Annotated in this window: 22 protein-coding genes; 13 read left to right on the top strand and 9 right to left on the bottom strand. The window is 65.2% G+C overall.

The genetic code is table 11. The features are described 5' to 3' along the window. Position 1: 1 nt before the first annotated feature. Entirely contained in the window at positions 2-307 is a 306-nt protein-coding gene (locus BGP00_RS03440; RefSeq protein ID WP_292921949.1) for a Dabb family protein, read from the top strand. Here BGP00_RS03440 and BGP00_RS03435 read toward each other — a convergent pair. Next, positions 274-1,878 carry a sigma-54-dependent Fis family transcriptional regulator gene (locus BGP00_RS03435; RefSeq protein ID WP_292921948.1) on the bottom strand — a complete coding sequence of 535 codons (1,605 nt, stop codon included), beginning with the start codon at positions 1,876-1,878 and terminating at the stop codon, positions 274-276. The genes BGP00_RS03440 and BGP00_RS03435 overlap by 34 nt on opposite strands. Before the next feature lie 308 nt (positions 1,879-2,186). Between BGP00_RS03435 and BGP00_RS03430 the strand changes: the two genes are divergently transcribed. The 7 genes from BGP00_RS03430 (at position 2,187) to BGP00_RS03400 (ending at position 8,499) form a co-directional block, all read left to right on the top strand. Then, on the top strand, positions 2,187-2,519 hold the full coding sequence (locus BGP00_RS03430) for a hypothetical protein (RefSeq protein WP_292921947.1): 333 nt from the start codon (positions 2,187-2,189) through the stop codon (positions 2,517-2,519). Between the two features lie 6 nt (positions 2,520-2,525). After that, a complete protein-coding gene (locus BGP00_RS03425; RefSeq protein WP_292921946.1) occupies positions 2,526-2,858 on the top strand; it encodes a cytochrome c in 333 nt (110 codons plus the stop codon). Positions 2,859-2,878: 20 nt separating this feature from the next. Further along, positions 2,879-4,462 carry an FAD-binding oxidoreductase gene (locus BGP00_RS03420; RefSeq protein ID WP_292925705.1) on the top strand — a complete coding sequence of 528 codons (1,584 nt, stop codon included), beginning with the start codon at positions 2,879-2,881 and terminating at the stop codon, positions 4,460-4,462. A gap of 28 nt (positions 4,463-4,490) precedes the next feature. Continuing rightward, positions 4,491-4,883: a c-type cytochrome gene (locus BGP00_RS03415; RefSeq protein WP_292921944.1), complete on the top strand. Its 393-nt coding sequence runs from the start codon at positions 4,491-4,493 to the stop codon at positions 4,881-4,883. Continuing rightward, positions 4,880-6,340: an aldehyde dehydrogenase gene (locus BGP00_RS03410; RefSeq protein ID WP_292921943.1), complete on the top strand. Its 1,461-nt coding sequence runs from the start codon at positions 4,880-4,882 to the stop codon at positions 6,338-6,340. The genes BGP00_RS03415 and BGP00_RS03410 overlap by 4 nt, the downstream gene beginning before the upstream one ends. A 62-nt stretch (positions 6,341-6,402) precedes the next feature. Continuing rightward, positions 6,403-7,344, top strand: a complete 942-nt coding sequence (locus BGP00_RS03405) for a transporter (protein ID WP_292921942.1) — start codon at positions 6,403-6,405, stop codon at positions 7,342-7,344. Positions 7,345-7,401: 57 nt separating this feature from the next. Then, positions 7,402-8,499: an FUSC family protein gene (locus tag BGP00_RS03400; protein ID WP_292921941.1), complete on the top strand. Its 1,098-nt coding sequence runs from the start codon at positions 7,402-7,404 to the stop codon at positions 8,497-8,499. A gap of 5 nt (positions 8,500-8,504) precedes the next feature. On the opposite strand, the gene hisC is transcribed toward BGP00_RS03400, so the two are convergent. Then, positions 8,505-9,566: a histidinol-phosphate transaminase gene (gene hisC, locus BGP00_RS03395; protein WP_292921940.1), complete on the bottom strand. Its 1,062-nt coding sequence runs from the start codon at positions 9,564-9,566 to the stop codon at positions 8,505-8,507. A gap of 650 nt (positions 9,567-10,216) precedes the next feature. Between hisC and BGP00_RS03390 the strand changes: the two genes are divergently transcribed. Further along, entirely contained in the window at positions 10,217-12,667 is a 2,451-nt protein-coding gene (locus tag BGP00_RS03390) for a TonB-dependent receptor (protein WP_298769512.1), read from the top strand. A gap of 54 nt (positions 12,668-12,721) precedes the next feature. Continuing rightward, positions 12,722-15,688: an amidohydrolase family protein gene (locus tag BGP00_RS03385; protein WP_292921939.1), complete on the top strand. Its 2,967-nt coding sequence runs from the start codon at positions 12,722-12,724 to the stop codon at positions 15,686-15,688. A gap of 4 nt (positions 15,689-15,692) precedes the next feature. On the opposite strand, the gene BGP00_RS03380 is transcribed toward BGP00_RS03385, so the two are convergent. Then, on the bottom strand, positions 15,693-16,274 hold the full coding sequence (locus BGP00_RS03380) for an XRE family transcriptional regulator (protein WP_292925704.1): 582 nt from the start codon (positions 16,272-16,274) through the stop codon (positions 15,693-15,695). A 27-nt stretch (positions 16,275-16,301) separates the two neighbouring features. On the opposite strand from BGP00_RS03380, the gene BGP00_RS03375 reads away from it, so the two are divergent. After that, positions 16,302-17,213 carry a DMT family transporter gene (locus tag BGP00_RS03375; RefSeq protein WP_292921937.1) on the top strand — a complete coding sequence of 304 codons (912 nt, stop codon included), beginning with the start codon at positions 16,302-16,304 and terminating at the stop codon, positions 17,211-17,213. On the opposite strand, the gene BGP00_RS03370 is transcribed toward BGP00_RS03375, so the two are convergent. Together BGP00_RS03370 and BGP00_RS03365 are read right to left on the bottom strand one after the other, a co-directional pair. Further along, entirely contained in the window at positions 17,176-17,595 is a 420-nt protein-coding gene (locus tag BGP00_RS03370; protein WP_292925703.1) for a thioesterase family protein, read from the bottom strand. The two genes, BGP00_RS03375 and BGP00_RS03370, sit on opposite strands and share 38 nt — an antisense overlap. After that, positions 17,592-19,292, bottom strand: a complete 1,701-nt coding sequence (locus BGP00_RS03365) for a c-type cytochrome (RefSeq protein WP_292921935.1) — start codon at positions 19,290-19,292, stop codon at positions 17,592-17,594. Before BGP00_RS03365 ends, BGP00_RS03370 begins: the two co-directional genes overlap by 4 nt. Before the next feature lie 113 nt (positions 19,293-19,405). On the opposite strand from BGP00_RS03365, the gene BGP00_RS03360 reads away from it, so the two are divergent. Beyond that, positions 19,406-20,560 carry an AI-2E family transporter gene (locus BGP00_RS03360; RefSeq protein WP_292921934.1) on the top strand — a complete coding sequence of 385 codons (1,155 nt, stop codon included), beginning with the start codon at positions 19,406-19,408 and terminating at the stop codon, positions 20,558-20,560. A gap of 6 nt (positions 20,561-20,566) precedes the next feature. Here BGP00_RS03360 and BGP00_RS03355 read toward each other — a convergent pair whose 3' ends face one another. The 4 genes from BGP00_RS03355 to alr form a co-directional block, all read right to left on the bottom strand. After that, positions 20,567-21,127 carry a DsrE family protein gene (locus tag BGP00_RS03355; RefSeq protein WP_292925702.1) on the bottom strand — a complete coding sequence of 187 codons (561 nt, stop codon included), beginning with the start codon at positions 21,125-21,127 and terminating at the stop codon, positions 20,567-20,569. A gap of 63 nt (positions 21,128-21,190) precedes the next feature. Then, the gene (locus BGP00_RS03350; protein WP_292921932.1) at positions 21,191-21,535 is read right to left on the bottom strand and encodes a RidA family protein; all 345 of its coding nucleotides are present in this window, start codon (positions 21,533-21,535) and stop codon (positions 21,191-21,193) included. 14 nt (positions 21,536-21,549) lie between these two features. After that, a complete protein-coding gene (locus tag BGP00_RS03345) occupies positions 21,550-22,800 on the bottom strand; it encodes a D-amino acid dehydrogenase (RefSeq protein ID WP_292921931.1) in 1,251 nt (416 codons plus the stop codon). Beyond that, the gene (alr, locus tag BGP00_RS03340; protein WP_366522351.1) at positions 22,797-23,882 is read right to left on the bottom strand and encodes an alanine racemase; all 1,086 of its coding nucleotides are present in this window, start codon (positions 23,880-23,882) and stop codon (positions 22,797-22,799) included. Before alr ends, BGP00_RS03345 begins: the two co-directional genes overlap by 4 nt. Positions 23,883-24,027: 145 nt before the next feature. Here alr and BGP00_RS03335 point away from each other — a divergent pair, with 145 nt between their 5' ends. Continuing rightward, positions 24,028-24,507: an Lrp/AsnC family transcriptional regulator gene (locus BGP00_RS03335; RefSeq protein WP_168601431.1), complete on the top strand. Its 480-nt coding sequence runs from the start codon at positions 24,028-24,030 to the stop codon at positions 24,505-24,507. Positions 24,508-24,510 lie beyond the last annotated feature (3 nt).

Below are 24,510 nucleotides of genomic sequence, written 5' to 3'. Positions count from 1 at the left end.
CATGTTTCACCACGTCTTTTTCTGGCTGAAGAATTCCGACGATCGCGATGCGCTGATCGCCGGGCTGGAGAGCCTGCGCGCCATTCCGCAGATCCGCGCGCTGCATATCGGCATTCCCGCCGCCACCGAGCAGCGCGATGTGGTCGAGAGCGGCTTTGCCGTGTCCGAGCTGATGCAGTTCGACAGTCCGGCCGATCAGAAAGCCTATCAGGACCACCCGCTCCACCTGCGCTTTGTCGAGCAATGCGGGCATTTGTGGTCGCGGGTGGTGGTCTATGATGTCGAGCCCATCTGTTCCAGCCGGTAATAGAGCTGGGCGCGGGTGATGCCCAGTAGGCGGGCGGCGCGGGCCTTGTTGCCTCCGCTGCGCGCCAGCGCCTGTTCGATCATCCGCCTCTCGCTGCGGGCCAGATCGAGGTCGTCTCCCTCCTGCGCCGTCTGTCCGTTTTCCACCCGGCCCCCGGCGCGGACGCGGAAGGGCAGGGGGCCCAGCGCCTCGCCTCCGCCAAAGATATGGTGCAGGCGCAAAGGTTCGCCGTCGCGCGCCATGATGACGCCGCGTTCAATCACGTTTTCCAGCTCGCGGATATTGCCCGGCCAGCCATAGCCCAGCATCGCGGCCACCGCATCGCCCTCAAACCCGGTGACTGCCTTGCCATAGCGGGTGCTGTAGCGTTCGAGGAAATATTCCATCAGCAAGGGCAGATCGGCCCGCCTTTCGCGCAGGGGCGGGATGCGGATGGGAAAGACGTTGAGGCGATAGAACAGGTCGGCGCGAAAGGTGCCTGCCTCGACCGCGGCGCGCAGATCGACATTGGTGGCCGCCACCAGTCGCACATTGGCTCGGTGCATCCGCACCCCGCCCACGCGCTCGAACTCGCCCTCCTGGATCGCGCGCAGCAGCTTGCCCTGCGCAGCAAGCGAGAGAGTGGCGATTTCGTCGAGGAACAGCGTGCCGCCCTCGGCCCGTTCAAAGCGGCCCGCGCGGGCGGCATGGGCGCCGGTAAAGGCCCCCTTTTCCACCCCGAACAATTCGGCCTCCAGCAGGCTTTCCGGGATAGCCGCGCAATTGACCGCGACAAAGGGTTTGTCCGCGCGCCGCCCCATCGCGTGCAGGTTGCGCGCGAAAATCTCCTTGCCCACCCCGCTTTCGCCCAGGAACAGCACCACCGCATCGGTGTCGGCCACATGGTGCAGCATGTCGAAGGCCACGTTGAACCCGGCCGATGCGCCCACGATCCGTTGCTCGCTGCCGCCCCGCGCTGATGATCGTGCCCGTTCGATCTGGTTGATCGCCTCGCCGCGCATAAAGCGCAGGTCTTCCTCGCCTTCTTCCCATTCCTCGGCGGGGCGGCCCTGAACACGGCAATGGGGGTGGCCCATGGCGATGCATTCCACCTCGCGGAACAGGATCGGGCGGCCAAGGAACACGCTGGCATAGCCGCTGGCATAACCGGCCAGCGACCAGCCCGCAGGATAGGCCCCGCGCCCGGCGGTTTCCAGATGCGCCCCGCATTCTGAAGAGCCATGCCAGAGATATTCGGCCGAAAACGCGCCTCGCCCGACATCGAATTCGACATGCAGCGCTTCGGATCGGACCATGCCTTCGAGCATGTGGAGCTCGGGTCCGACGGCGAACATATCATCGATCGTGGCATGGGGGCGCAGACGGGCGGCGCTCTCCGCGTCCAGCGCGCCCGAGTGATAGCCCTGCCGGGTAAAGATCGCGCGGGCCTGTTCCAGCCCCAACGCGTCGATCACTTCGCGCCGCAGCAGCGCAAAGGCGCGGGCGTGGAGCAGCATCATCCGCTTGCCCGCCAGCCAGATATGGCCCTGCGCGGGGTCGAAATGGAGATGGGAGAAGAGATCCTGCGGCATGGGGCGGCCTTTGATGGGAGAGAGGTGCAGAATATTCGACATATCTGGAAAAGGGAATGTATGAAATTATGCATATTTTTAGTGGGCGTTCCAATGCGGTGTGACGCTGCTTGAAAATAAAATCTACGTAAAAACAAACAGTTATCAAAATTCCGCCCGTCCTTTCCGCGATTGGCACAGGCTTTGCGATGATCCGGTCAGGCCGCGCGACAGCGGCCGCGACAAGGGAGAGAGCCATCATGCCGGACCATTACACGCACCCTTGTTGCAACCGGCCCCCGAGGCTGCATCAAGGAGACATCACACCTATGGACCCTGCCCTTTCCCACCTGACGCGGCGGACCTTCCTGTCCGCCAGCGCGCTGGCGACGCTGGCCACCGCCGTTCCGGCCGCCGCCGCCGAATGGACGCGCATCGCCCCGGTCGCGCTGGCCAGCCATGCCGGGGCGCTGCCCGCAGGTTGGAGCGGGCAGGCCATCCTGCTCAAGGGCTCCTATCTGGCTCGCCTGTCCCAGATCCGCGGGGCCATTGCCCGCCATGGGGCCGCCCATCTGACGCCCTTTCTCGATGCCGACGATGCGGTGCTGCTCGACATTGCCCGCCACGATGCCGTCGGCGCCCCTCTTTCCGGACAGGAGTGACCGGCCATGAAATTTCGTCCTATTGCTCTTGCCGCTCTGCTGTCGCTGGGCGCTGCGCCCGCCGTGCATGCCTCGCCCACGGGCGTCTGGCGCGGTTCGAATGAAGCGTGGGAAAAGGTCTGCGCGCGCTGCCATCTCTCGGGCGTCGGCCCGGAGTTGCGTGGGCGACAGTTGCCGCCCGAATATATCAAGCAGGTCGTGCGCCACGGCTTTCTGGCCATGCCCGCCTTTCCCCATGGCGCGATTGATGATGCCACGCTCGACGGTGTGGCGCTCTACGTCTCCAAATCGCGTCTGAATGCGCCCGCCAAGCCCGCTGCCCCGGCCAAAAAGCTCTGAAAATTCTGGGAGAACCCGCCATGACCGCTCAAAAAACCGCTCCCGCCGCTGCCTCTGGCCCGGCGGCCCCCGCCATCCTGCCCCCCGGCGTCAGCGCCAGTGATTTCGCCGGGGCGATCCGCGAATTCATCACGATTCTGGGCGCGGAAAACGTGCTGACCGATGCCGACCATCTGGCCCCCTATACCAAGGTTATGGTGGCCGAGAGCGAGGATCTGCACCGCCCCGCCGCCGTCATCATGGCCCGCACCGTCGAACAGGTGCAAAAGATCATGGCCGTGTGCAACCGCGTGCGCGTGCCGATCTGGCCGATCTCGACCGGGCGCAACTTCGGCTATGGCTCGGCCGCGCCCCAAAGCGCGGGTCAGGTCATTCTCGACCTGCGTCATATGAACCGCATCCTTGAGGTCGATCCGGTGATGTGCACCGCGCTGGTCGAACCGGGCGTGACCTATCAGCAGCTCAAGGACTATCTGGTCGAAAACAACATTCCGCTCTGGCTGTCCTGCCCGGCGCCTTCGGCCATTGCCGGGCCTTTGGGCAATACGGTGGACCGCGGCGTGGGCTACACCCCCTATGGCGAGCATTTCATGATGCAATGCGGGATGGAGGTCGTGCTGGCCGATGGGCAGGTGCTGCGCACCGGCATGGGCGGGGTGCAAAACACCAATGCCTGGCAAGTCTTCAAATGGGGCTACGGGCCTTATCTCGACGGCATTTTTACCCAGTCGAACTATGGCGTCGTCACCAAGATGGGCATGTGGCTGATGCCTCAGCCGCCGGTCTACAAGCCTTTCTCGATCCGTTATGAGAAGGATGAGGACATCCACGACATCGTGGAAACCTTGCGCCCGCTGCGCATCGCGGGCGTCATTCCCAATGCGATGGTTTTCGCCAATGTGATGTGGGAAGCGGCCGCCATCATGCCGCGCAGCAAATATTATCAGGGCACCGGCACCACGCCCGACCATGTGCTGGAGGAAATCAAGGCCAAGGAAGGCATCGGCGCGTGGAACGTCTATGCCGCGCTTTACGGCACCAAGGAGCAGGTCGAGGTCAACTGGAACATCATCACCGGCGCGATCAAGGCCAGCGGCAAGGGCCGGATCATCACCGAGGAGGAAGCGGGCGAGACCGAACCCTTCAAGTATCGCGCCAAGCTGATGCGCGGCGACATGACGCTTCAGGAATTCGGCCTCTATCGCTGGCGCGGCGGCGGCGGTTCGATGTGGTTTGCCCCCGTCACGGTGGCCAAGGGTTCGGAAACCCGGGACCAGACCGAGCTGGCCAAGAAGATCCTTGGCGAATTCGGGCTGGATTATGTGGCCGAATATATCGTCGGCATGCGCGACATGCATCACATCATCGACGTGCTGTTCGACCGCTCCAACCCTGAGGAAATGGAGCGTGCCCATGCCTGCTTCGCCAAGCTGTTGAGCGAATTCGGCAAGCGCGGCTATGCGGTCTATCGCGTCAACACCGCCTTTATGGACCAGACCGCCGATCTCTATGGCCCGGTCAAGCGCCATGTCGATCAGGCTCTGAAGCGCGCTCTGGACCCCAATGGCATCATCGCGCCGGGCAAATCGGGCATCCGCATCTGAGGCGTGCGGCCTCCAAAAGGATAATTGCATGACGAAACAGATTTTCCGGGCCGCCTTCGCGGCGGCCCTGCTTTTTGGCGCGCCTGTGCTGGGCGCCAATTCGGCGCAGGCGGCGGGCGATCCGGCGCGCGGCAAGGCCGCGTTTCAGGCCCAATGCGCGATCTGTCACGCCACGGTTCCGGGCAAGACTCTGGTCGGCCCCAGCCTTGCGGGCGTGGCCGGGCGCGCGGCGGGCAAAGGGGCGGGTTTTGCCTATTCCCCCGCGCTGGCCAAGGCCGGGTTCAAATGGGATGCGGCTCATCTCGACCTCTGGCTGACCGGGCCTGCCAAATTGGTGCCGGGCAACCGGATGCCTTATGCGGGCATGGCCAATGCGGCCCAGCGCGCCGATGTCGTGGCCTATCTGGGCACGCTGAAATGAGCGCCCCGCTTGATGTCGCCCTGCTGATCAGGGGCGAGGACAGGGCGGCGAGCGACGGCGCCACGTTTGATCGCCATGGCCCGCTGGGCGATGGCGTGGCCAGTCGCGCGGCGGCGGCCACGGTGGCGGACGCGGATGCCGCCGCCACCGCTGCGGGCGCGGCTTTGCCCGCATGGGCCGCGCTGGGGCCGAATGCCCGCCGCCGCCTGCTGCTGGACGCCGCCGATGCGATGGAGGCGCGCGCCGCTGACTTCATCGCCTGCATGGCGGCGGAAACCGGGGCTTCGGCGGGCTGGGCGGGGTTCAACGTCCATCTGGGCGCGGGCCTGCTGCGAGAGGCCGCCGCGCTGACCACACAGGTCAAGGGCGAGACGATCCCCTCGGACCGGCCCGGTTGCCATGCGATGACGGTGCGCCGCCCGGCCGGTGTGGTGTTGGGCATTGCGCCGTGGAATGCGCCGGTGATCCTGGGCCTGCGCGCCATCGCAACGCCGCTGGCCTGCGGCAATACGGTGGTGCTTAAGGCTTCCGAGCAATGCCCGGCCACCCATCGCCTGATCGGGGCGGTGTTGCGCGATGCGGGATTTCCGGCGGGCGTGGTCAATGTCATCACCAATGCGCCCAAGGATGCAGGCGCGGTGGTGGCCGCGCTGGTGCGGCATCCGGCAGTGCGGCGGATCAACTTTACCGGATCGACCCATGTGGGCCGGATCATCGCCACGCTGGCGGCGCAGGAGTTGAAGCCCTGCCTGCTCGAACTGGGCGGCAAGGCGCCCATGGTGGTGCTGGACGATGCCGATCTGGATGCGGCGGTCGCGGCGGCGGGTTTCGGCGCCTATATGAACAGCGGCCAGATCTGCATGTCGACCGAGCGGATCATCCTTGAGCAGCCGATTGCCGACGGCTTCGTCGCGCGTTTCCGTGAACGTGTCGCGGGCCTTGTCGCGGGCGATCCGCGGCGGGAAAACGCCCCCCTTGGCTCGGTGGTGGATGAGGCCACCGCCGAGCGCATCCGCCATCTGGTGGCCGATGCGGTGGACAAGGGCGCGGCGGTCTATGGCGACTGGCTGCGCCCCGGCACGCTGATGCCCGCGATCCTGCTCGACGGCGTGACGCCCGAAATGCGGATCTATGCCGAGGAGAGCTTTGGCCCGGTCACCACGATCCTGCGCGCGGGTGATGAGGAGGAGGCGGTGCGGATCGCCAATGACACTGAATATGGCCTGACCTCGGCGGTGTTCAGCCAGAATATCGCGCGGGCGCTGCGCGTGGCCGACAGGATCGAGGCGGGCATGGTGCATATCAACGGCGCCACCGTCCATGACGAGGCCCAGATGCCTTTCGGCGGCACCAAATCCTCGGGCTACGGCCGCTTTGGCGGCGAGGCGGGGATTGCCGAATTCACCGAGCTGAAGTGGATCACCATCGACACGCAAACGCCGCATTGGCCGATCTGAACTACGGGCCGGGCGCGGCAAAACACGCCCGGCCATTTTCATAAAAACAGGGAGATATGAGGATGTTGCGCAAGTTTGCTCTGTTGTGCTGCGCGCTGTTCGCAGCCGCTCCGGCCTATGCAACCGAAAGCGGCGGCGGGGTCTATCCGCTGGGCGCCGAGGGGGCGCTGGGCGGGGCCTTGCCGCCGCCGGGGGTCTATTATCTGGGCTATCTTCAGAATTACGAGGCCAACCGGTTTAATGACGGCAAGGGCGACAAGGGTCTGCTGCCCGATTTCCACGTAGATACGCAGGCCGCCGTCACGCGCCTCGTCTGGGTGACGGATCGCAAGGTGCTGGGCGCGGATTTCGCCATGCATATGGTGGCCCCTTTGGTCAGCGCGCAGGTCCGCGTGGCGGGCGCTCAGGGCCAGCAGACCGGCTTTACCGACGTCACCATCGACCCCTTCATTCTGGGCTGGCACTGGAATAACGGGCTGCATGTCATCACCGGGATCGACGTGAATGTGCCCATCGGCCGCTATGACCGCACCAATCCGGCCACGGTCAGCCGCCATTACTGGAATGTCGAACCGATCATCGCGCTGGCCTACACCGGGCGCAAGGGGCTGCAGGTCGATGTCAAAACCATGTTCGACATCAATTTCACCAATCCCGACGCCCAGATCAACGGGCTGAACCCCACCGGGGCGCGCTATCGTTCGGGCAATGAGTTTCATCTCGAATATGCCGTGACGCAGGCGATCACGCCGCGCGCCAGTCTTGGCGTTTCGGGCTATTACTATGTCCAGACCTCGTCCGACCGGGTGAACGATGCCTCGGCCCAGCGGGTGCTCGACGCTCTCGATGGCTTTAAAGGCGAGGCGGTGGCCGCCGGGCCGACGCTGCGCGTGGGGTTGGGCAAGGCGCAATTGATCGGCACATGGCAGCATGAATTCACCGCCCGCTATCGTCCGCAGGGCGACAAGCTCTGGCTCAAGCTGATCCTGCCTGTGGGGCGTTAAAGGCCCGTCGGTTCCTGGCCCCTTGCCAGCGGGCCGGGGGCAAGGCACTTGTCGGCCATGGCAAGCTTGTCCCCATCGCAGCAATTATCGGCCCTGGCGCGCAGAGAGTGGGCCGAACTCTCGCGCGTCAATTCCAGCCCGCGCCCGTGGCAGATGCCCTTTATGGCTGGCGTCACCTCGGCGGCGCCTGTGGCGCTGGGCCTCTGGCTGGGGGCCTTTTCGCAAGGGCTGATGGCGGCGCTGGGGACGATGGTGTTCGTCTATCTCACCAATGCCGGGATGGAGCGCCGCCTGCTGACGTTGATGGCGATGAGCTTTGCCATCACCGCCTGTTTTGCCCTCGGCCTGATCGCGGCGCTGGTGCATTTCGCGCCGGTGCCGGTGGTGATGGGGACGGCCATGCTGGTTTCGATGGGCTGTCGCTATCTGCGTCAGGGGCCGCCCGCCGCGATGTTTCCGGTGATGGCCTGCGCCATCGCGCTTTTCGCCCATGCGCCGTGGGACCAGATCCCCGCGCGGGTTGGCATCCTGTTCCTTGGCGCGATGTTTGCCGCCGCGATGGGCTTTTTCTACAGCCTTTATATCCTGCGCCAGCGTCCGCCTGAACCCGACCGGCCCGCGCCGCCTTTGTGTTTCGAAATTCTGGTGTTCGAGCCGGTGATGATCGGCATAGCGGCGGGTCTGGCGCTGGGGGTTGCCCAGGCGCTGGGGCTGGACAAGCCCTTCTGGGCCCCGGTCAGCGCGATTGCCGTGATCCAGTCGGCCAGCATGCGGATGATGTGGACCAAACAGATGCACCGCATAATCGGCACCGGTCTCGGCGTGGCGCTGGCATGGGGCATTCTCAGCCTTGAGCTTTCGCATGGCTGGCTGGCGGTGATGATCGGCGTGCTGACCTTTGTGATCGAGGTGGCGGTGGTGCGTCATTACGGCTTCGCCACGATCTTTATCACCCCGCTGGCCATCCTGCTGGGTCAGGCGCAGGCCGGCATGGCCGCCTCGCCCGGCGCGATCACGCTGGCGCGGCTGGAGGATACGGTGGTGGGCTGTTTTGTGGCCGTGGCGGTGGGCATGGTGATGCATGCGTCGCGCGCGCGGGCGTGGGCGGCCGGGATATGGGCGCGATCCCTGCGGCCACCCAAGCCCGCAGGCTGATCCGCCTAACGGCTCAGGATTGCCTCCAGCGCCCCCAGCAGCGCGTCGACCTGATCGGCATTGCCCACGGTGATGCGCAGGAATGGATCGATCCGGGGCGCGTTGAAATGACGCACCAGGATCTTTTCCGCCCGCAGCGCCTGTGCCAGTTCCGCCCCGCCGCGCGACCTGTGGCGGGCAAAGACGAAATTGGCCTGCGAAGGCAGAACCGAAAAGCCCAGTCGCTCAAGCCCCGCCACCAGCCGTGCGCGGTTGTCGATGATGGTGGCCAGACTCTGCTGAAAATAGGCCTCGTCGCCCAGCGAGGCCAGCGCCCCGGCCTGCGCCAGACGGTCGAGCGGATAGGAATTGAAACTGTCCTTCACCCGCACCAGCGCCTCGATCAGATGAGGAGCGCCCAGCGCATAGCCGACCCGCAACCCCGCCAGCCCGCGCGATTTCGATAGGGTGCGCACGATCAGCAGATTGGGATGGCGCGCGATAAGGGGCAGGGCGCTTTGCGCGCCGAAATCGACATAGGCCTCGTCAATCACCACCGGCGCATCGGGATGCATGGCCAGCAGCCGCTCGACCGCCTCCAGCCCCAGCCCGACCCCGGTGGGCGCATTGGGATTGGGCAGGATTATGGCTCCGGCTGCGCGGCGATAGTCCTCGACATTGACCCGCATCGCGCCATCCAGCGGCACGGTTTCATAGGCAATGTCGAACAACCGGCAATAGGTGGGATAGAAACTGTAGGTGATGTCGGGAAACAGCAGCGGGCCGTCATGCCTGAGCAAAGCGGCAAAGGCATGGGCCAGCACCTCGTCCGAACCATTGCCGACGAACACATGATCGCGCGGCACCCCATGATAGGCCGCCAAGGCATCGCAGAGCGCGCCCGATTGCGGATCGGGATAAAGCTGCAACCCGGCGCGCGCGGCCGCCTCGATGGCCGGGCCGACGGCGGGCGAGGGGCCAAAGGGCAATTCATTGGTGTTGAGTTTGATCAGGCCCTCAACACGGGGTTGCTCGCCCGGAACATAGGGCGACAGGCGGTGGACCAAGGGACTCCAGAACTGGCTCATGCGATTTCAACACTCCGACAAGGCGGCGGTCCTTGTATGGGGTGGGCGGGGCGGGGGCAACATCGGGGATCTGGGATATGGCATTAGGCGCCACAGGCCTTGTGCCCTGCCGACTTGGGGGCGGAGATAAAAGGTTGATTGCATCAATCAATCCGCCCCCGCGCGCGGAATGCGCCGCCGCTTTCCCCAATGCCAATATCCGGCGCAGCTTTCGCAAACACAGGCCCGGCGCGGGCGGCCGGTCCGGCGCCTTGCGGTTTCAGGCAATACGTCAATCTGCGCTGCCCCCCTGTTTGACACCCTGCGGCCAGTGTGAAACTTTTTGGACAAGTGTGAAGGATTGAGCGGCGGCCGTGCCGCCCATGCCCTTTGCGCGGCCGGGAGGATGCCCCTGCAAGGCAGGCAAAGCCAAAAGCACAGCACAAACAGGGGGAAATATGGAGCAAGCAACGACCGGCCGCGATCCGCCGCCAAGCGCCCTATCGCCGCATTCGGCCTTTTGCGTCGGGCTATGAATACTTCCAATAAAACCGCGCCGATTAAGCATTAGAGGCGGTCGCGTCCGCGCGTTTACTTCGCCCATCGGATCGCCGGTTTCCATCCGCCAGTTAAAATCGCCGCGCCTGCCCGCGGCAACAGGGGACATATCCATGAACATTCGCGCCATGAAAACCCGCCACGGGCGCAAACTTGCCCTTACCGCCTCCTGCGCGCTTGCCGCTCTGGCCAGCCCGGCGCTGGCCGCCGATGGAGAGCCGGACGCGGGCACAATCATTGTGACCGGCACGCGTCAGGTCGCCCGCAGCGCGACGCAGAGCCTTGCCCCCATCGACGTGCTCTCCACCAAGGATCTGCAGGCCAGCGGCAAGCAGTCGGTGCGCGATCTGCTGGGCACGCTGGTCCCCTCGATCAACGTGTCGAACAGCGGCGCGGGCGCCAGTTTTGCGGTCAAGACCCTGTCGCTGCGGGGCCTTGCGGGCGATCATGTGCTGATCCTCGTCAACGGCAAGCGGCGTCACAACACCGCCACGATGTTCATCAACGGCACCACGCAAAACGGTCAGTCGCCCGCCGACCTTGACCTGATCCCGTCCAATTCCATCGCCCGCGTCGAAGTGCTGCGCGATGGCGCATCGGCGCAATATGGCTCGGACGCGATCGCGGGCGTGGTCAATGTCATCCTGAAGGAGGACACCTCCGGCACGGCCACGATGCTGGGCGGCACCACCAAGGACGGTGGGGGCGAGAGCGGGCGAATCTCGGTGGACAAGGGCTTCAAGCTGGGCGAGGCCTCGCTGCACCTGTCGGCCGAAAGCTGGCTTCAGGCGCGCACGATCCGCTCGGCCCCCAATCCGGGGCAATTCTATGCCCGCGTGGGCCAGCTCTACAGCGCCACCACCGGCGCTCTCGACCCGCGCGAGGCGACCGTGGACCGCAACGTCAACAAGGCGGGCCAACCGGCCAGCGAAGGCTTCAACCTTGGCTATGACCTCAATATCCCGGTCGGTGCGGTCAAATTCTACAGTTTCGGCACGTTCAGCCATCGCAACAATGACGCATGGCTGACCTATCGCTTCCCCGATGCCTCGAACAACATTCCCGAGATTTACCCCAACGGCTATTCGCCGCATCTGCATATCAGCGACCATGACTATCAGGTGACGGCGGGCATCAAGAGCCAGCCCGGCGGCGTGATCAATTTCGACTTCTCTTCCTCCTATGGGGTCAGCCTCGTCTCGCTGGTCGAAACCACCGCGCTCAATGCCTCGATGGGGCCAAACAGCCCGACCACCTTCTATATCGGGCGCACCAAGAGCACCGAATGGACCAACAATCTCGACCTGCAAAAGGACGTCAATCTGGGCCTTTATCAGCCGCTCTCGGTGGCCGTCGGCGCGGAATACCGGCAAAGCACCTATGGCATCGAGGCGGGCGATCCGGCCTCCTATATTGACGGCGGCTATAAATCGACCAGCGGCCCCAATGCGGGCGTTTTGCGCACCAGCGGTTCGCAGGGCGTGACCGGCTTTGCCCCCAGCATGGCGGGAAGCTGGAAGCGCAGGGCGTGGAGCGCCTATGTCAACCTTGAGCAAAAGATTCTGCCTGGCGTCGAGGTCGCGCTGGCCGGTCGGCACGAGGATTATTCCGACTTTGGCAAGACCGACACCGGCAAGGTTTCGGCCCGCATCGAGCCGACCAAGGGCTTTGCCCTGCGCGGCACGGTCAGCACCGGTTTCCGCGCCCCCACGCTTCAGCAGCAGCATTATTCCTCGGCCAGCACGATCAATGTCAGCGGCGTGCTGCTGCCCGTTTCGGCGCTGCCGGTGGATTCGCCCGCGGGCATCGCGCTGGGGGCCAAACCGCTCAAGCCTGAACAGTCCACCAACTATTCGCTGGGTTTTGTGTTCAACGCGATTCCCCGCTTCAACCTGACGGTGGACGCCTATCAGATCAAGCTGAAGGACCGCATCCTGCTTTCCAGCACGCTGCAGGGCGCGGTGGTGCGTTCGGTGCTGGCCTCGGCGGGGATCACCTCTTCGGCGGGCGGCTTCTATTTCTCGAACTCCACCGACACGCGCACCCGCGGCATCGACATTGTCGGCACCTATCGCGCCGATCTTGGCGATCTGGGCAATGCCAATCTCAGTCTCTCGGCCAATTTCTCCGAGACGGTGTTCACCCGCGTGGATTCGGTCCCGGCGGTGCTGTCCTCGGCAGGGCTGGTGCTGATCGGGCGCGACCGTCAGGGCGACTTTACCGTGGGCACGCCGCGCAACAAGTTCATCGCCAATGTGGCATGGGAAAAAGGCCCCGCCGCGATCAACCTGCGCGCCACCCGTTATGGCCGGGTGACGCAGATGAACGCCAGCGCCGCCGGGCCGGACGCCAGCATCGACCCCAAGGTGATCTTCGACATTGACGCCAGCTATAAATTCACCAGCGGCATCAAGCTGGGCGTGGGGGCGAACAATATGTTCAACATCTATCCCAATACCTTGCCCACCTCGCTGCAGGGCAATGGTTTCACGCTCTACAATGCCTATTCGCCCTATGGGGTCAGCGGGGGCTTCTATTACGCTCGCCTCAGCTTTGCATTCTGATGATGTTTCCGGGGTCGCCGATGGCGGCCCCGCGCTTTCTGCGTGGAGTATGACATGAGTTTTGCCAAGCGCCCTCTCTTTCTGGCCTCGCCTGTCGCGCTGGCCCTTGCGCTGTTCGGGGCGCCCGCCATGGCTGCGCCCGCCAATCTGCCGCCCCCCGGCGGCGAGGCGCCGCAGGCCTTCGATGTCCACGCGGGCACATCCTATGCGGTCGCCGCCTCGCCCGATGGGCAATGGCTGGCCTTTGACCTTCAGGGCAGCCTCTGGGTGATCCCGGCCAAGGGCGGCGAGGCCAGACGCATCACCGACTATTTCAACGACGCGCATCTGCCCACATGGTCGCCCGATGGGTCGCGCATCGCCTATTACGCCTATCGCGATGGCGATTATGACCTGTGGACCGCGCGCGCCGATGGCAGCGATGCCAAGCAACTGACCCATGGCGAATTTGACGACCGCGAACCAAGCTGGTCGCCCGATGGCAAGAGTATCGCTTTCGCCAGCGAGCGGGGCGGCGGTTATGACATCTGGACCATCGACATCGCCACCGGCGCGCTGACCCAGCTTACCAAAGGCCCGCGTGAGGATCGCGCCCCTGCATGGTCGGCCGACAGCGCCACCATCGTTTTCTCCGGGGCGGGCAGCCTCTATTCCGTCCCCGCGCATGGCGGAGAAGCGACCACCCTGCGCACGGCCCCCACCGGCGCACGCTATGACAGCCCCTCGCTGTCGCCCAAGGGCGAGCTGGCCTATGTCGTGGCCGATGGCGCGGGCAGCCATCTGGAAATCGACGGCAAGGTGGTTTCGGGTAAGGAAAACGTCTTTCCCTTCCGCCCGTCATGGGTGGGGGGTGATGCCTATTACATTTCCGACGGCCTGATCCGCCGCCGCACGGGTGCGAAACTGGCCACGGTGCCTTTCACCGCGCGTCTGGAGGTGGTGAAGCCGGTTTACGCCCGCGCCAAACGCGATTTCACCAGCACTGCCCCGCGCCGCGTGCTGGGCATTCAGCATCCCGCGCTTTCGCCCGATGGCAAGAGCATCGCCTTTGTCGCGCTGGGCGATCTCTATGTCGTCTCCTCCGCGGGCGGCAAGCCGCAGCAATTGACCCACGACGAGGCGCTGGAGGCCGATGCCGCATGGTCGCCCGATGGTAAGAGCTTGGCTTATACCTCGGACAAGGGCGGCGGGTTGCCCCAGATCTGGGTGCGCGATCTGGCCAGTGGCAAGGACCGACAGGTAACCAGCAGCCCCAACCAGCCTTTGGGCGCGGCATGGTCGCCCGATGGGCGGCGGATCGCTTTTCTCGATACCGATGGCCGCTGGGGCGTCGCGGGGCTACAGGTGGTCGATGTGGAGAGCGGGGTGATGACCCGCCTGCAACCCAGCCTGCCGCAGCCGGGCAAGCCGACATGGAGCCCCGACGGCCGCTATGTCGCGGTTGCCTTGTCCAAGCCCTATTCCACCAGTTTCCGCGAGGGCAACAACCAGATATGGATGGTGCCCTCTGATGGCAAAGGCACGCCCTTCTGGCGCGATGCGGACAAGGCTTCGCTGGATTCGCGCGGCGGGGGCGGGCCGGTGTGGTCGCCCGATGGGCAAAGGATGGCGGGCATTCAGGACGGCGTGCTGAAAATCTGGCCGGTCGCGCCCGATGGCACTGCGTTGGGAAGCCCGCGCGCCTATACGTCCGAAATCTCGCATTATCCGACATGGAGCGGGGACGGCAAATCCGTGCTGTTTCAGGCGGCGGACAAGCTCAAGATCGTGAGCGTTGAGACCGGCGCGATCCGCGAGGTGCCGCTCGATTTCACCTATACGCTGGCCATTCCCAAGACGAAAATCGTCATCCACGCGGGCGCGATGGTCGATGCGGTGAAGGACGCAACGCAGGCCAATAAGGACATCGTGATCGAGGGCAACCGCATTGCGGCGGTGCTGGACCATGATCCGGCCCATTATGCGGGCGCGGACAAGGTGATCGAGGCGCCCGGCCTGACCGCGATCCCCGGCCTGATCGACCATCACGCTCATGCGCAAAAGGATTTCGGGGCCAATCTCCATCTGGCATGGCTGTCTTATGGCATCACCACGGTGCGCGATCCGGGCAACCAGCCCTATGACGGCATCGAAGACCGCGAGGCATCCGAGGCGGGCGTGCGGATCGGGCCGCGCATCTATACCACCGGGCCGCTGCTGGAATGGCGGCGGGTGTTTTATCGGATGGGCGTGGCCGTGTCGGGCCCGGCGCATCTGGAGCGCGAGATTGTCCGCGCGCGGGCGCTGAAATATGATCTCATCAAATCCTATGTCCGCATGCCCGATTTCGGCCAGCGGCGTCTGGTCGAAGCGGCCCATGAGATGGGCGTGCCGGTGGCCACGCATGAGATATTCCCCGCCGCCTATACGGGCGTGGACAATACCGAGCATCTGGGCGCCACCAGCCGGCGCGGATTTTCGCCCAAGCAGGGGCCGCAGGGGCGGGTCTATGAGGATGTGATCCAGCTTTTCGGGCGTTCGGGGCGGACGCTGACGCCCACCAATTTCGGGGCGATCAACACGTTTCTGGCCAAACATCCCGAATTCCGCCGCGATCCGCGCCTGTCGCTTTATCCCGAATGGGCGCGCAGGACGGTGAGCGAGGGCGAGGCACTGCCGCCTGCCTTGCTGTCGATGCAGGCGGGGCAGTTGGAGGGGCTGAAGGCCATGAAGGCGGCGGGCACATTGATTACCGCAGGCACCGACACAATGATCGCGCCCAATCTTCAGGCGGAAATCTCCTCCTATGTCGATGGCGGCTTTACGCCCTTTGAGGCGCTGCAGACCGCCACGGTCAATTCGGCCCGCGCGCTCAATCTGGACGCGGGCACGATCGAGCCGGGCAAGCTGGCCGACATTGCGCTGGTCGAGGGCGATCCGCGCAAGGATATTGCCGCGACCTTTCGGGTTAAGCAGGTCATTACCAATGGCCGCCCCTTCACCGTGGAGGAGCTGATCGCCAAGGCGCAGCGCAAGCCGTGAAAGGTTACAGCACGCTGTTGCGCAGGAAATGCGTCACGACTTCGCCCGCATTGGCATAGGCATAATGCTGATCGCTGGCAAAGACGCGAAACTCGCCGGGGTTCAGCAGGACCGTCTCGCTCTCCAGTTCCAGAGCGAGGCGGCCCTGCGTGACATAGATGATTTCGTGCCACCCGGCCGGGTCGGGCTCGGCCTGATAGCGGTGCCCCGGCGCCAGCGACCAGACCCAGAGCTGGGCCTCCTGCTGGGCGGGGGCGCTGCCCAGCAACAGGGCGAAATCGGCCGGGTCGGCGCCGCGCCACATGGTTTCGTTGACATTGCGCATCTCGGCGCCGGGCGCCTTGACCATGGCCGTGAAATCGACCCCCAGCGCGATGGCCAGCCTGTCGAGACTGGCGAGGCTGACATTGGCCTCGCCGTTTTCAACGCCAACGATCATCCGGCGGCTGATGCCCGAGGCGTCGGCCAACGCCTGCTGGCTCATCCCCGCAGCGTGGCGGAACCGGCGCAGGTTCTGGCTGACGTGGACGAGGACGTCGGATTTAGGCCCATCGGGCGTAGGCCCGAGCGATTTGGGGTTGTGCATTATATTGCTCATTGCTAGTTGCGCATTATGTTGCACATCGCCGCCCAAGACAAGCCCCGACGCAAGCCCGCATCATGGTCAATCAGCCGCGAGGAAATGGTCCTCATCGGCATCACCATGCTGTGGGGCACAACCTTTCTGATCGTCCACACCGCGATGCAATACAGCGGGGCGCTGTTTTTCGTGGGCCTGCGCTTCATGGTGGCGGGGGCAGGGGGCTGGCTGCTGTTTCGCCGGACAATGCGCGATCTTAATCGCCGCGAACTGGGCGCGGGCGCGCTGATCGGCTTTGCGATCTTTCTTGGCTATGGCCTGCAAACCTATGGCCTGCGCACGATCACCAGCAGCCAGTCGGCCTTTATCACCGCGCTCTATGTGCCGATGGTGCCGCTGCTGCAACTGGTGGTGCTGCGCCGGATGCCGCACATCATGAGCTGGATCGGGATCGCGCTGGCCTTTGCCGGGCTGATCCTGCTGGCCGGGCCAAAGGCGGGACATATCGGCCTCAGCCCCGGCGAGATGGCCACTTTGCTCAGCGCTGTTGCGATTGCCGCCGAAATTATCCTGATCAGCCGATTTGCCCATGGCGTGGACAGCCGCCGCGTCACGGTGGTGCAATTGCTGGCCGCCGGGCTGTTTTCCCTGGCCGCCATGCCGCTGGCGGGGGAGACGCTGCCTGCCTTCTCGCCGGTCTGGCTGGTGGCCGGGGTGGGCCTTGGTCTGGCCAGCACGCTGATCCAATTGGCGATGAACTGGGCGCAAAAGACGGTGTCGCCCACGCGCGCCACGGTGATCTATGCGGGCGAGCCGGTGTGGGGCGGGATCGTCGGGCGCATCGCGGGCGACAGGCTGCCCGCGCTGGCCATGCTGGGCGGGGTGCTGATCCTTGTCGGCGTGCTGGTCAGCGAGTTGCGCGGTTCTGCTCAAGACGCTCCATAAAGCGCTGCGTGTCGATGATCGCGCGGCGGTGCCTGCCTTCGCCGATCAGGCCGACGTCATCATGGCAGGCCACCTGAAACTCCAGCCTGCGCCCTTCGACAGCGATCAGTTCGACCTGCGCGGTGATGGTCGCGCCCGCCAGCGTTGCCGCGACATGGCTGATATCGACATGGATCCCCAGACTGCACTGGCCCGGCGCCAGATGGGGGCGCAGCGCCAGAATGCAGGTGTTTTCGATAAAGCCCACCATCATCGCCGTGGCCAGCACCGGGGGCATATCGGCAAAACCGGCCCAGTCGGGCGTGACATGGGGCACGGTGTGGCGGTCGGCCACGACCATGCTTTCCTGATGGATCAGGCCCGGTGTCATGCCCTGTGTCATGGATGCGCCAGCGTCCAGACATAGGCCGCCACCGCCTTCACATCCGCCGGTGAGAGCGCCGCGCCGCCCATGGCGGGCATGGCGCCGCTGGCCTTCTTGGGCTTGTCGACGCCCTTGGCGATCGTCGCGGCCAGCCCCTCGGGCGAGCCGTCGCTCCACAGGAAGTCCGGCCCGACCAGCGAGCCGCCCGCCATCGACCCGCGCCCGTCGCTGCCATGGCATCCCACACAGGTGCCGCCTTTGGCCTGACCCAGATAGATCGCGCGGCCCAGCGCGACCTGCTGTGCGGTCATTCCGGCGGGCAGGCTGCGTCCGGTGGCGGTGGCCTGCGCGGCCTTTGGCTCGACCTTGCGCGCAGGCGTCAGCGGCGCATTGGCCGCCCCGCGATAGGTGATGCGCCAGATCCGCCCGCGCACATCATCGGCCACATAGAGCGCGCCATCCGGCCCCACGGCCAGCCCGGCGGGACGATGCTGCGCGCGGCCCGGCTCTTTGAAAGCCCCGGCAAAACCATCGGCAAAGCGGATCCACTTCCCGCTCGCCCTGCCCTCACGCAGGGGCTGGAAGGCCACGAGATAGCCATCCTGCGGCGCGGGGGCGCGGTTCCATGAACCGTGAAAGGCGATGAAGGCGCCCTGCTGATAGGCGGCCGGGAAAGCCTTGCCGGTGTAGATCGCCACATCATTGGGCGCCCAATGCGCGGGGAAGGCCGCCACAGGCATATCCTTGCCCGCGCAGGCGCCCTGCAGCTTGCCGTCACCGCCATATTCAGGGGCCAGCTTGTGCCGGTTTTCAAACCCGTCGAAATAGCAGGTCGGCCATCCGAAATCAGCGCCCTTGCGGGGCGAGAACAGGATTTCGGCGGGCAGTTCGACGCCCTGCTGCTCGGTGTAATACTGGCTCCAGTTCTGGCCCAACTGGTCGCGGCCATGCTGGGTGGCGAAAATGCGGCCCGCGCTGTCAAAGGTGATGCCGCCGGTGTTGCGGATGCCGGTCGCCCAGCGCGCCTCGGGGCTGAAGGTCTGTCCTTCCTTGTCGGCGCGATAGGCCCAGATGCCCGCCCGCGTCAGCGCCTCGGTGCAGGGGGCAAGGCCCTTGGCGCCGGGCTGTCGATTGGGGCTTTCGCAGGCATTGCTGGCCGAACCGGAATTGACCAGCAGCGTGCCGTCCGCCTGAATGGCAAAGGGATGCATCGGGTGATCGCCCGAGAGCGGCAGGCCCGACAGCACCGTCGAACCCGCGCCCGCCGGGGTCAGGGCGCCCGGTTTCATCGGATAGCGCACAATCGTGTCATGCTCTTCGACAAACAACGCGCCATGCCACAGCGCGATGCCGGTGCCGCCATGGCCCCCTTTGTCCTCGCTGGCGCCAAAGCGCGCGGTCCTGTCGGCCACGCCGTCGCCATTGCTGTCGCGCAGGGCGATGACAAAGCCGCCATCGGGCGCGGGCGGCGCATTGCGGAAATAGCGGCCCGACCATGAATTGACATAGACCGTGCCATCGCCCGCCACGGTCAGGTGGCGCGTATGGCCCAGATTGTCGGCAAAGACCGTGGCGCAGAAACCGGGCGGCAGCGACAGGCCGCCATTGTTCCTGGCGCAGCCCGCCGCAGGCGCCTTTCCGGCGGCGGTCAGGGCATGGGTGCCGCACAACAACAGCGGGGCAGCCAGCAGGGCGGCGCGCAAAGCAAGACGCATGGACCTATCCTCCGGAAATCAGGGTGTGCTTCGCATATCAGTCTGCGGCGCGGCGGGAAAGGTCCCGCAGGGGGCATCTGGCGCAAGAAGCAAGCATGGGTTAGCCTGTTGCCATGCATGACGAACCGCACGCCGCCCCGCCCGGAACCTGGATTTCGCCCAAGCCCCACGCATGGCGGCGGGAACAGAAGATCGCGGCGCTGGTGGCCATCGCGCTGCTGGGAATCGCCGGGTGGTGGACCTTGCGCCCCTTTTGGCATGCGCTGGGCTGGGCGGCGATTTTTGCCGTCTCGCTCTGGCCGCTCTATCAGCGCTGCGTGCGCCGTTGGCCCAGAGGGCAATCGGTGACGCTGCCCGCCGCGTTCACGCTGTTCATCCTGCTGATCTTCGTCATCCCGCTGGTGATGGTGGCCAATGCGGTGTTTCATGACACGATCTCGCTGGCGCAATGGTTGGCCGTGGCGCGGGTGCAGGGGGTGCCGGTGCCCGAAGTGCTGCACCATCTGCCCTACGGCGAGCAGGCGGCGGTATGGTGGCAATCGGCGCTGGGCACGCCTGAAGGGATCAGCCGCCTGTCGCAACATGCCGGGCCTTCCTCGGGCCTGTCGCTGGGCACGGGGGAAAAGATCCTTGGCGGCTTGGCGCATCGGCTGTTGCTGGTGGGCTTCATGCTGATGACGCTGTTCTTTCTGCTGCGCGATGGGCAAAGCGTGGCGCAGGCGATGCGCGTGGCCACCCGCCGCGCCTTTGGCCTGCCGGGCGAGAATGTGGCCGATCAGGCGGTGCTGGCCATTCGCGGCACGGTCAACGGGCTGGTCATCGTCGGCTTTGGCGAAGGGCTTATTCTGGGCGTGATCTATGGCCTTGCCGGGGCCAGCCATGCCGCGCTGCTGGGGCTGCTGACGGGTCTGCTCTCGGCGATCCCGTTTGGGGCGACGGTGGCGGTGGTGGTGGCCGCGGCCATTCTGGTGGCGGGGGGCAAGTTGCTGGCGGCGGCGGTTGTCGCGGTGATCGGGCTGGCGCTGGTCTTTATCGCCGACCATTTCGTACGCCCGGTGTTCATCGGCGGATCGACCCGGCTGCCCTTTATCTGGGTGCTGTTGGGCATTCTGGGCGGGGTAGAGGGCTGGGGCTTGATCGGCCTCGTCATGGGGCCTGCGGTGATGGCGGTGCTGATGCTGCTGTGGCGCGAATGGATCGGCGCGGTGAAAGGCCCGCTCAACCCCGTGCGCGGCGAAAGCGCAGCGGCGGAGCGGGCCGAGAGCTGAGGCGGATCAGTTGTTCAGCACGGCATATCCGTCATTGGCATAGGTGATCTGCACCAGGGTTGCCGCCTCGGCCACCTCGATGCCGGGCAGCAGTTGATCGCGGGCAATGTTGCGCCCCGCCGCCCACTGGCCGCAGACCATCATCCGCACGCCCGCTTGACGCAGCGCGTTGAAGATCACCTTGTTCGGATTGTCGATATTGTATTTCTTGCGATATTCCGCATCACTCAGCACCGCATCGGCCGCCGCTCCATAAAGGATCATCGCAAAGGAAATATGCGAGGCCGGCACTTTGGCCGCGATCAGCCCGTTGAGCTGTGAGGCCACGCGCCCAAAGGCGGGCAGGGTCTGGGCCGGATCGGGCGCGCCGGTCGCCGCGCTGAACAGCGCCTTATAGCTGCGCTTGGGATCGCGGGTGACGGCGGCGCCGGGAATTTCGACATAGCCGTTGCTGCCCGCGATGGCGGGCGGGGTGGGGGCGGGCCACACTCGGGCTTCTGCCGCATGGGCCGCCAGCGGAGCGCCCAGCGCCCCCAGAATAGCGATAAAACGCAATGTGATATCCATCATGGTCTTGATCTCCCAAGACCATGATGGGGCATGGGCGGCCTATACTCAAGCCGCCATTTTTTATGCCTTGGCGGCGGTGACGATGATCTCGACCTTGTAATCGGGCGTCGCCAGTTTCGATTCGCCGGTCGCGCGGGCCGGGGGCGCAATATCGGCCACCCATGCATCCCACACCGCATTCATCTCGGCAAAATCGCCCATATCGGCCAGCCAGATCTGCGCCATCAGCATGTGCGCCTTCGAGCTGCCCGCCTCGGCCAGCAGGCGCTCGATTTCGGCCAGCACGGCCTGCGTCTGCTCGGTGACGGTTTCGCCTTCCTCGCATTGGCCGGAAAGATAGATCGTGTCGCCATGGATCACGGCCTGGCTCATGCGCTTGCCGGGTTCGATACGGGTAATGGTCATGGGATGGGGTCCTTTTAGTAACGCGAGAGCGCGAGGTCGGCGGTTTCGATGGCCGGGCGGCGTGCGCTGATGATGTCGGCAATGACATGGGCCGAACCGCAGGCCATCGTCCAGCCCAGCGTGCCATGGCCGGTGTTGAGGAAGAGATTGCCGATGCGGGTGGCGCCGATGACGGGCGTGCTGTCGGGCGTCATCGGGCGCAACCCGCACCAGAAGGAGGCGGCGGAAAAATCGCCCGCGCCGGGGAAGAGCGTTCCGGCGGAATGTTCGAGCGTGGCGCGGCGGGCCTCGGGCAGATCCATGTTGAAGCCGGAGATTTCCGCCATGCCTCCGATGCGGATGCGGTCGCCAAGCCGGGTGATCGCCACCTTGTAGCTTTCATCCAGCAGGGTCGAGACGGGTGCCAGCGGTTCATTGACGATGGGCACGGTCAGCGAATAACCCTTGACCGGATAGACCGGGACTTTCAGGCCCAGCGGCTTGACCAGATGGGGCGAGAAGCTGCCCATCGCCACCAGATAGGCGTCGGCCGTGACGGGGCCGCGGTCGGTGTCGACGCGGGTGATGCGTCCGCCTTCCTCGACGATGCGGGCAATGCGCGTGCCGTTCATGAATTCGACACCCGCCGCGCGCGCCATATCGGCCAGCGCATTGGTGAATTTGAAGCAATCGCCCGTCTCGTCATTGGGCAGGCGCAGGCCCCCCGCAATCGGCGCGGCGCTGCCCGCAAGGCCCGGTTCGGCGGCGATGCAGCCCGCCTTGTCCAGCACCTCGAAAGGCACGCCATCGGCCTTGAGTACCGCGACATCCTTGGCGATGCCCGCCAACTGGCTTTCCTCGCGGAAGAGTTGCAGCGTGCCCTGCATCCGCTCGTCATAGGTGATGCCGGTTTGGGCGCGCAATTCGATCAGGCAATCGCGGCTGAATTCGGCCAAACGCACCATGCGGCTCTTGTTGATGGCATAATCGCGCGCGTTGCAATTGCCCAGCATAGCCACCAGCCATTTGAGCATCGCCATATCCGGGCGCGGGCGCAGGATCAGCGGCGCGTGCTGCATCATCAGCCATTTGATCGCCTTCATCGGAATGCCGGGCGCGGCCCATGGCGAGGCATAGCCGGGTGAAATCTCGCCCGCATTGCCGAAGCTGGTTTCCAGCGCCGGGCCATCCTGCCGGTCGATCACCACCACCTCATGGCCCGCCTGGCGCAGATACCATGCCGAGGTGACACCGATGACGCCGCTGCCGAGAACTGCGATTTTCATGGAACAAGGCTTTCGTTCAGGGCCGCCGCGCCGACATAGGCGCGTTCGTAACGGCGGCTCAATTGGGTCAGGATTTCATAGGAGATGGTGCCCGCGTCGGCCGCCACATCGTCGATGGTCTGATGCGGGCCGATCAGTTCGACCGGGGCGCCGGGATAGAGGTGTTCCTGCGGAACATCGGTCACGTCCAGCGTGATGCTGTCCATCGAGACGCGGCCGATGATGGGCGCGCGATGGCCTGCGATCCACGCCGCGCCGCGATTGCTGAGCATCCGGGGCCAGCCATCGGCATAGCCGACCGGGATCGTGGCGATGCGTGTCTCGCGGGGCGCATGAAAGGTCATGCCATAGCCGACGCCCGCGCCCTTGGGGATTTTGCGCAATTGGGCAATCGCGGTTTCCAGCGCGACCACGGGGTGCATCGGGTTGGGGCCTGCCTTGGGCGCGCCGCCATAGAGTGCGATGCCGCCGCGCACGAGGTCGAAATGGCCGCGCTCCAGAAAGGCCCCGCCGCTGTTGTCCAATGCGCGGGGGAGGCCGGGGAAACGCTCGGCAAGGACGCGGAAGCGGGCGGCCTGATCGTCGTTGGCGGGGTGTTCCGGCTCATCGGCGCAGGCCAGATGGCTGATGAGGAAACGCAGGTCGAGCCATGGGGCCATGGCGCAATCGGCCAGAAATTCGTCCACTTCCTCAGGCGGCATTCCCATGCGCGACATGCCTGTGTCCACCTGAAGGATCGCGGGCAGGGGGCGAGCGAGGGCGCGCGCCAGATCAGCCCAGCGCCGCGCCTGATCGAGCGAATTGAGCACGGGGATCGCGCCCATCGCCTCGCATTCGGCCTCCTGCCCCGGCAGCAACCCGTTGAGGACATAGACCGGCACGCCCTTGGCCACCAGCGGCTCTGCCTCGCACAGCAGCGCGACGAAGAGATGACGGCAGCCCTGCGCCAGCAGTACATCGGCCACGCGCCCCGAGCCGAGCCCATAACCATCGGCCTTGACCACGCCCGCCACTTGCGCGGGGGCCACGGCATCGCGCAGCAGGCGATAATTCGCCGCCAGCGCGCCCCAGTCGATCGTCAACTTTGCCCCTGCGCCCATCTGCGCCTCCACAGAAATTCCGTGGAGCGATGCTATCGCATCCTATGTCGAATTTATGGTCGATTAGCCACCGATTATGCTAATGATGGGCTATTCACGCAAGATTTGACGACGAAAGCGCGCAAATATGTCATTCATCATGGACGGGATCGACCGCGCCATCCTGCGCATCCTGCGCCAGGACGCCCGCAAGCCCAATTCCGAGATCGCCCAGACGGTCGGCCTCTCGCCCTCGGCCTGCCTGCGGCGCATCCGGCTGATGGAAAGCAATGGCGTCATTGCGGGCTATACGATCATCTCGGGCGGGGATGCCGATGGCGAACAGGCGGTCGATGTCGTGGTGCAGGTGACGCTGGACCGCCAGACCGAGGATTACCTGATGCGGTTTGAAACCGCCGTGCGCCAATGCCCGGAGGTGCGCGAATGCTTCCTGATGACCGGCGATGTCGATTACTGGCTGCGCATCCGCACCGAGAGCGTGCGGGCCTATGAGGCGATCCATGGCGAGATCCTCTCGCGCCTGCCGGGGGTGCGGCGGATCAGTTCGAGCATTTCGATGCGCGACGCCATGCGCCCGCGCCGGTCGAAACCGGGCAGGCGGGCATAACTA

It is taken from the genome of Novosphingobium sp. 63-713, assembly GCF_001898925.1.
Lineage (GTDB): Bacteria > Pseudomonadota > Alphaproteobacteria > Sphingomonadales > Sphingomonadaceae > Novosphingobium.
This window is presented reverse-complemented; position numbering and strand designations above follow the sequence as displayed.

Excerpts from the sequence above, each read along its gene's own strand:
- BGP00_RS03440 (WP_292921949.1), top strand. The coding sequence starts at position 2 with ATGTTTCACCACGTCTTTTTCTGGCTGAAGAATTCCGACGATCGCGAT.
- BGP00_RS03435 (WP_292921948.1), bottom strand. The coding sequence starts at position 1,878 with ATGCCGCAGGATCTCTTCTCCCATCTCCATTTCGACCCCGCGCAGGGC.
- BGP00_RS03430 (WP_292921947.1), top strand. The coding sequence starts at position 2,187 with ATGGACCCTGCCCTTTCCCACCTGACGCGGCGGACCTTCCTGTCCGCC.
- BGP00_RS03425 (WP_292921946.1), top strand. The coding sequence starts at position 2,526 with ATGAAATTTCGTCCTATTGCTCTTGCCGCTCTGCTGTCGCTGGGCGCT.
- BGP00_RS03420 (WP_292925705.1), top strand. The coding sequence starts at position 2,879 with ATGACCGCTCAAAAAACCGCTCCCGCCGCTGCCTCTGGCCCGGCGGCC.
- BGP00_RS03415 (WP_292921944.1), top strand. The coding sequence starts at position 4,491 with ATGACGAAACAGATTTTCCGGGCCGCCTTCGCGGCGGCCCTGCTTTTT.
- BGP00_RS03410 (WP_292921943.1), top strand. The coding sequence starts at position 4,880 with ATGAGCGCCCCGCTTGATGTCGCCCTGCTGATCAGGGGCGAGGACAGG.
- BGP00_RS03405 (WP_292921942.1), top strand. The coding sequence starts at position 6,403 with ATGTTGCGCAAGTTTGCTCTGTTGTGCTGCGCGCTGTTCGCAGCCGCT.
- BGP00_RS03400 (WP_292921941.1), top strand. The coding sequence starts at position 7,402 with ATGGCAAGCTTGTCCCCATCGCAGCAATTATCGGCCCTGGCGCGCAGA.
- hisC (WP_292921940.1), bottom strand. The coding sequence starts at position 9,566 with ATGAGCCAGTTCTGGAGTCCCTTGGTCCACCGCCTGTCGCCCTATGTT.
- BGP00_RS03390 (WP_298769512.1), top strand. The coding sequence starts at position 10,217 with ATGAACATTCGCGCCATGAAAACCCGCCACGGGCGCAAACTTGCCCTT.
- BGP00_RS03385 (WP_292921939.1), top strand. The coding sequence starts at position 12,722 with ATGAGTTTTGCCAAGCGCCCTCTCTTTCTGGCCTCGCCTGTCGCGCTG.
- BGP00_RS03380 (WP_292925704.1), bottom strand. The coding sequence starts at position 16,274 with ATGCACAACCCCAAATCGCTCGGGCCTACGCCCGATGGGCCTAAATCC.
- BGP00_RS03375 (WP_292921937.1), top strand. The coding sequence starts at position 16,302 with ATGTTGCACATCGCCGCCCAAGACAAGCCCCGACGCAAGCCCGCATCA.
- BGP00_RS03370 (WP_292925703.1), bottom strand. The coding sequence starts at position 17,595 with ATGACACAGGGCATGACACCGGGCCTGATCCATCAGGAAAGCATGGTC.
- BGP00_RS03365 (WP_292921935.1), bottom strand. The coding sequence starts at position 19,292 with ATGCGTCTTGCTTTGCGCGCCGCCCTGCTGGCTGCCCCGCTGTTGTTG.
- BGP00_RS03360 (WP_292921934.1), top strand. The coding sequence starts at position 19,406 with ATGCATGACGAACCGCACGCCGCCCCGCCCGGAACCTGGATTTCGCCC.
- BGP00_RS03355 (WP_292925702.1), bottom strand. The coding sequence starts at position 21,127 with ATGGATATCACATTGCGTTTTATCGCTATTCTGGGGGCGCTGGGCGCT.
- BGP00_RS03350 (WP_292921932.1), bottom strand. The coding sequence starts at position 21,535 with ATGACCATTACCCGTATCGAACCCGGCAAGCGCATGAGCCAGGCCGTG.
- BGP00_RS03345 (WP_292921931.1), bottom strand. The coding sequence starts at position 22,800 with ATGAAAATCGCAGTTCTCGGCAGCGGCGTCATCGGTGTCACCTCGGCA.
- BGP00_RS03335 (WP_168601431.1), top strand. The coding sequence starts at position 24,028 with ATGTCATTCATCATGGACGGGATCGACCGCGCCATCCTGCGCATCCTG.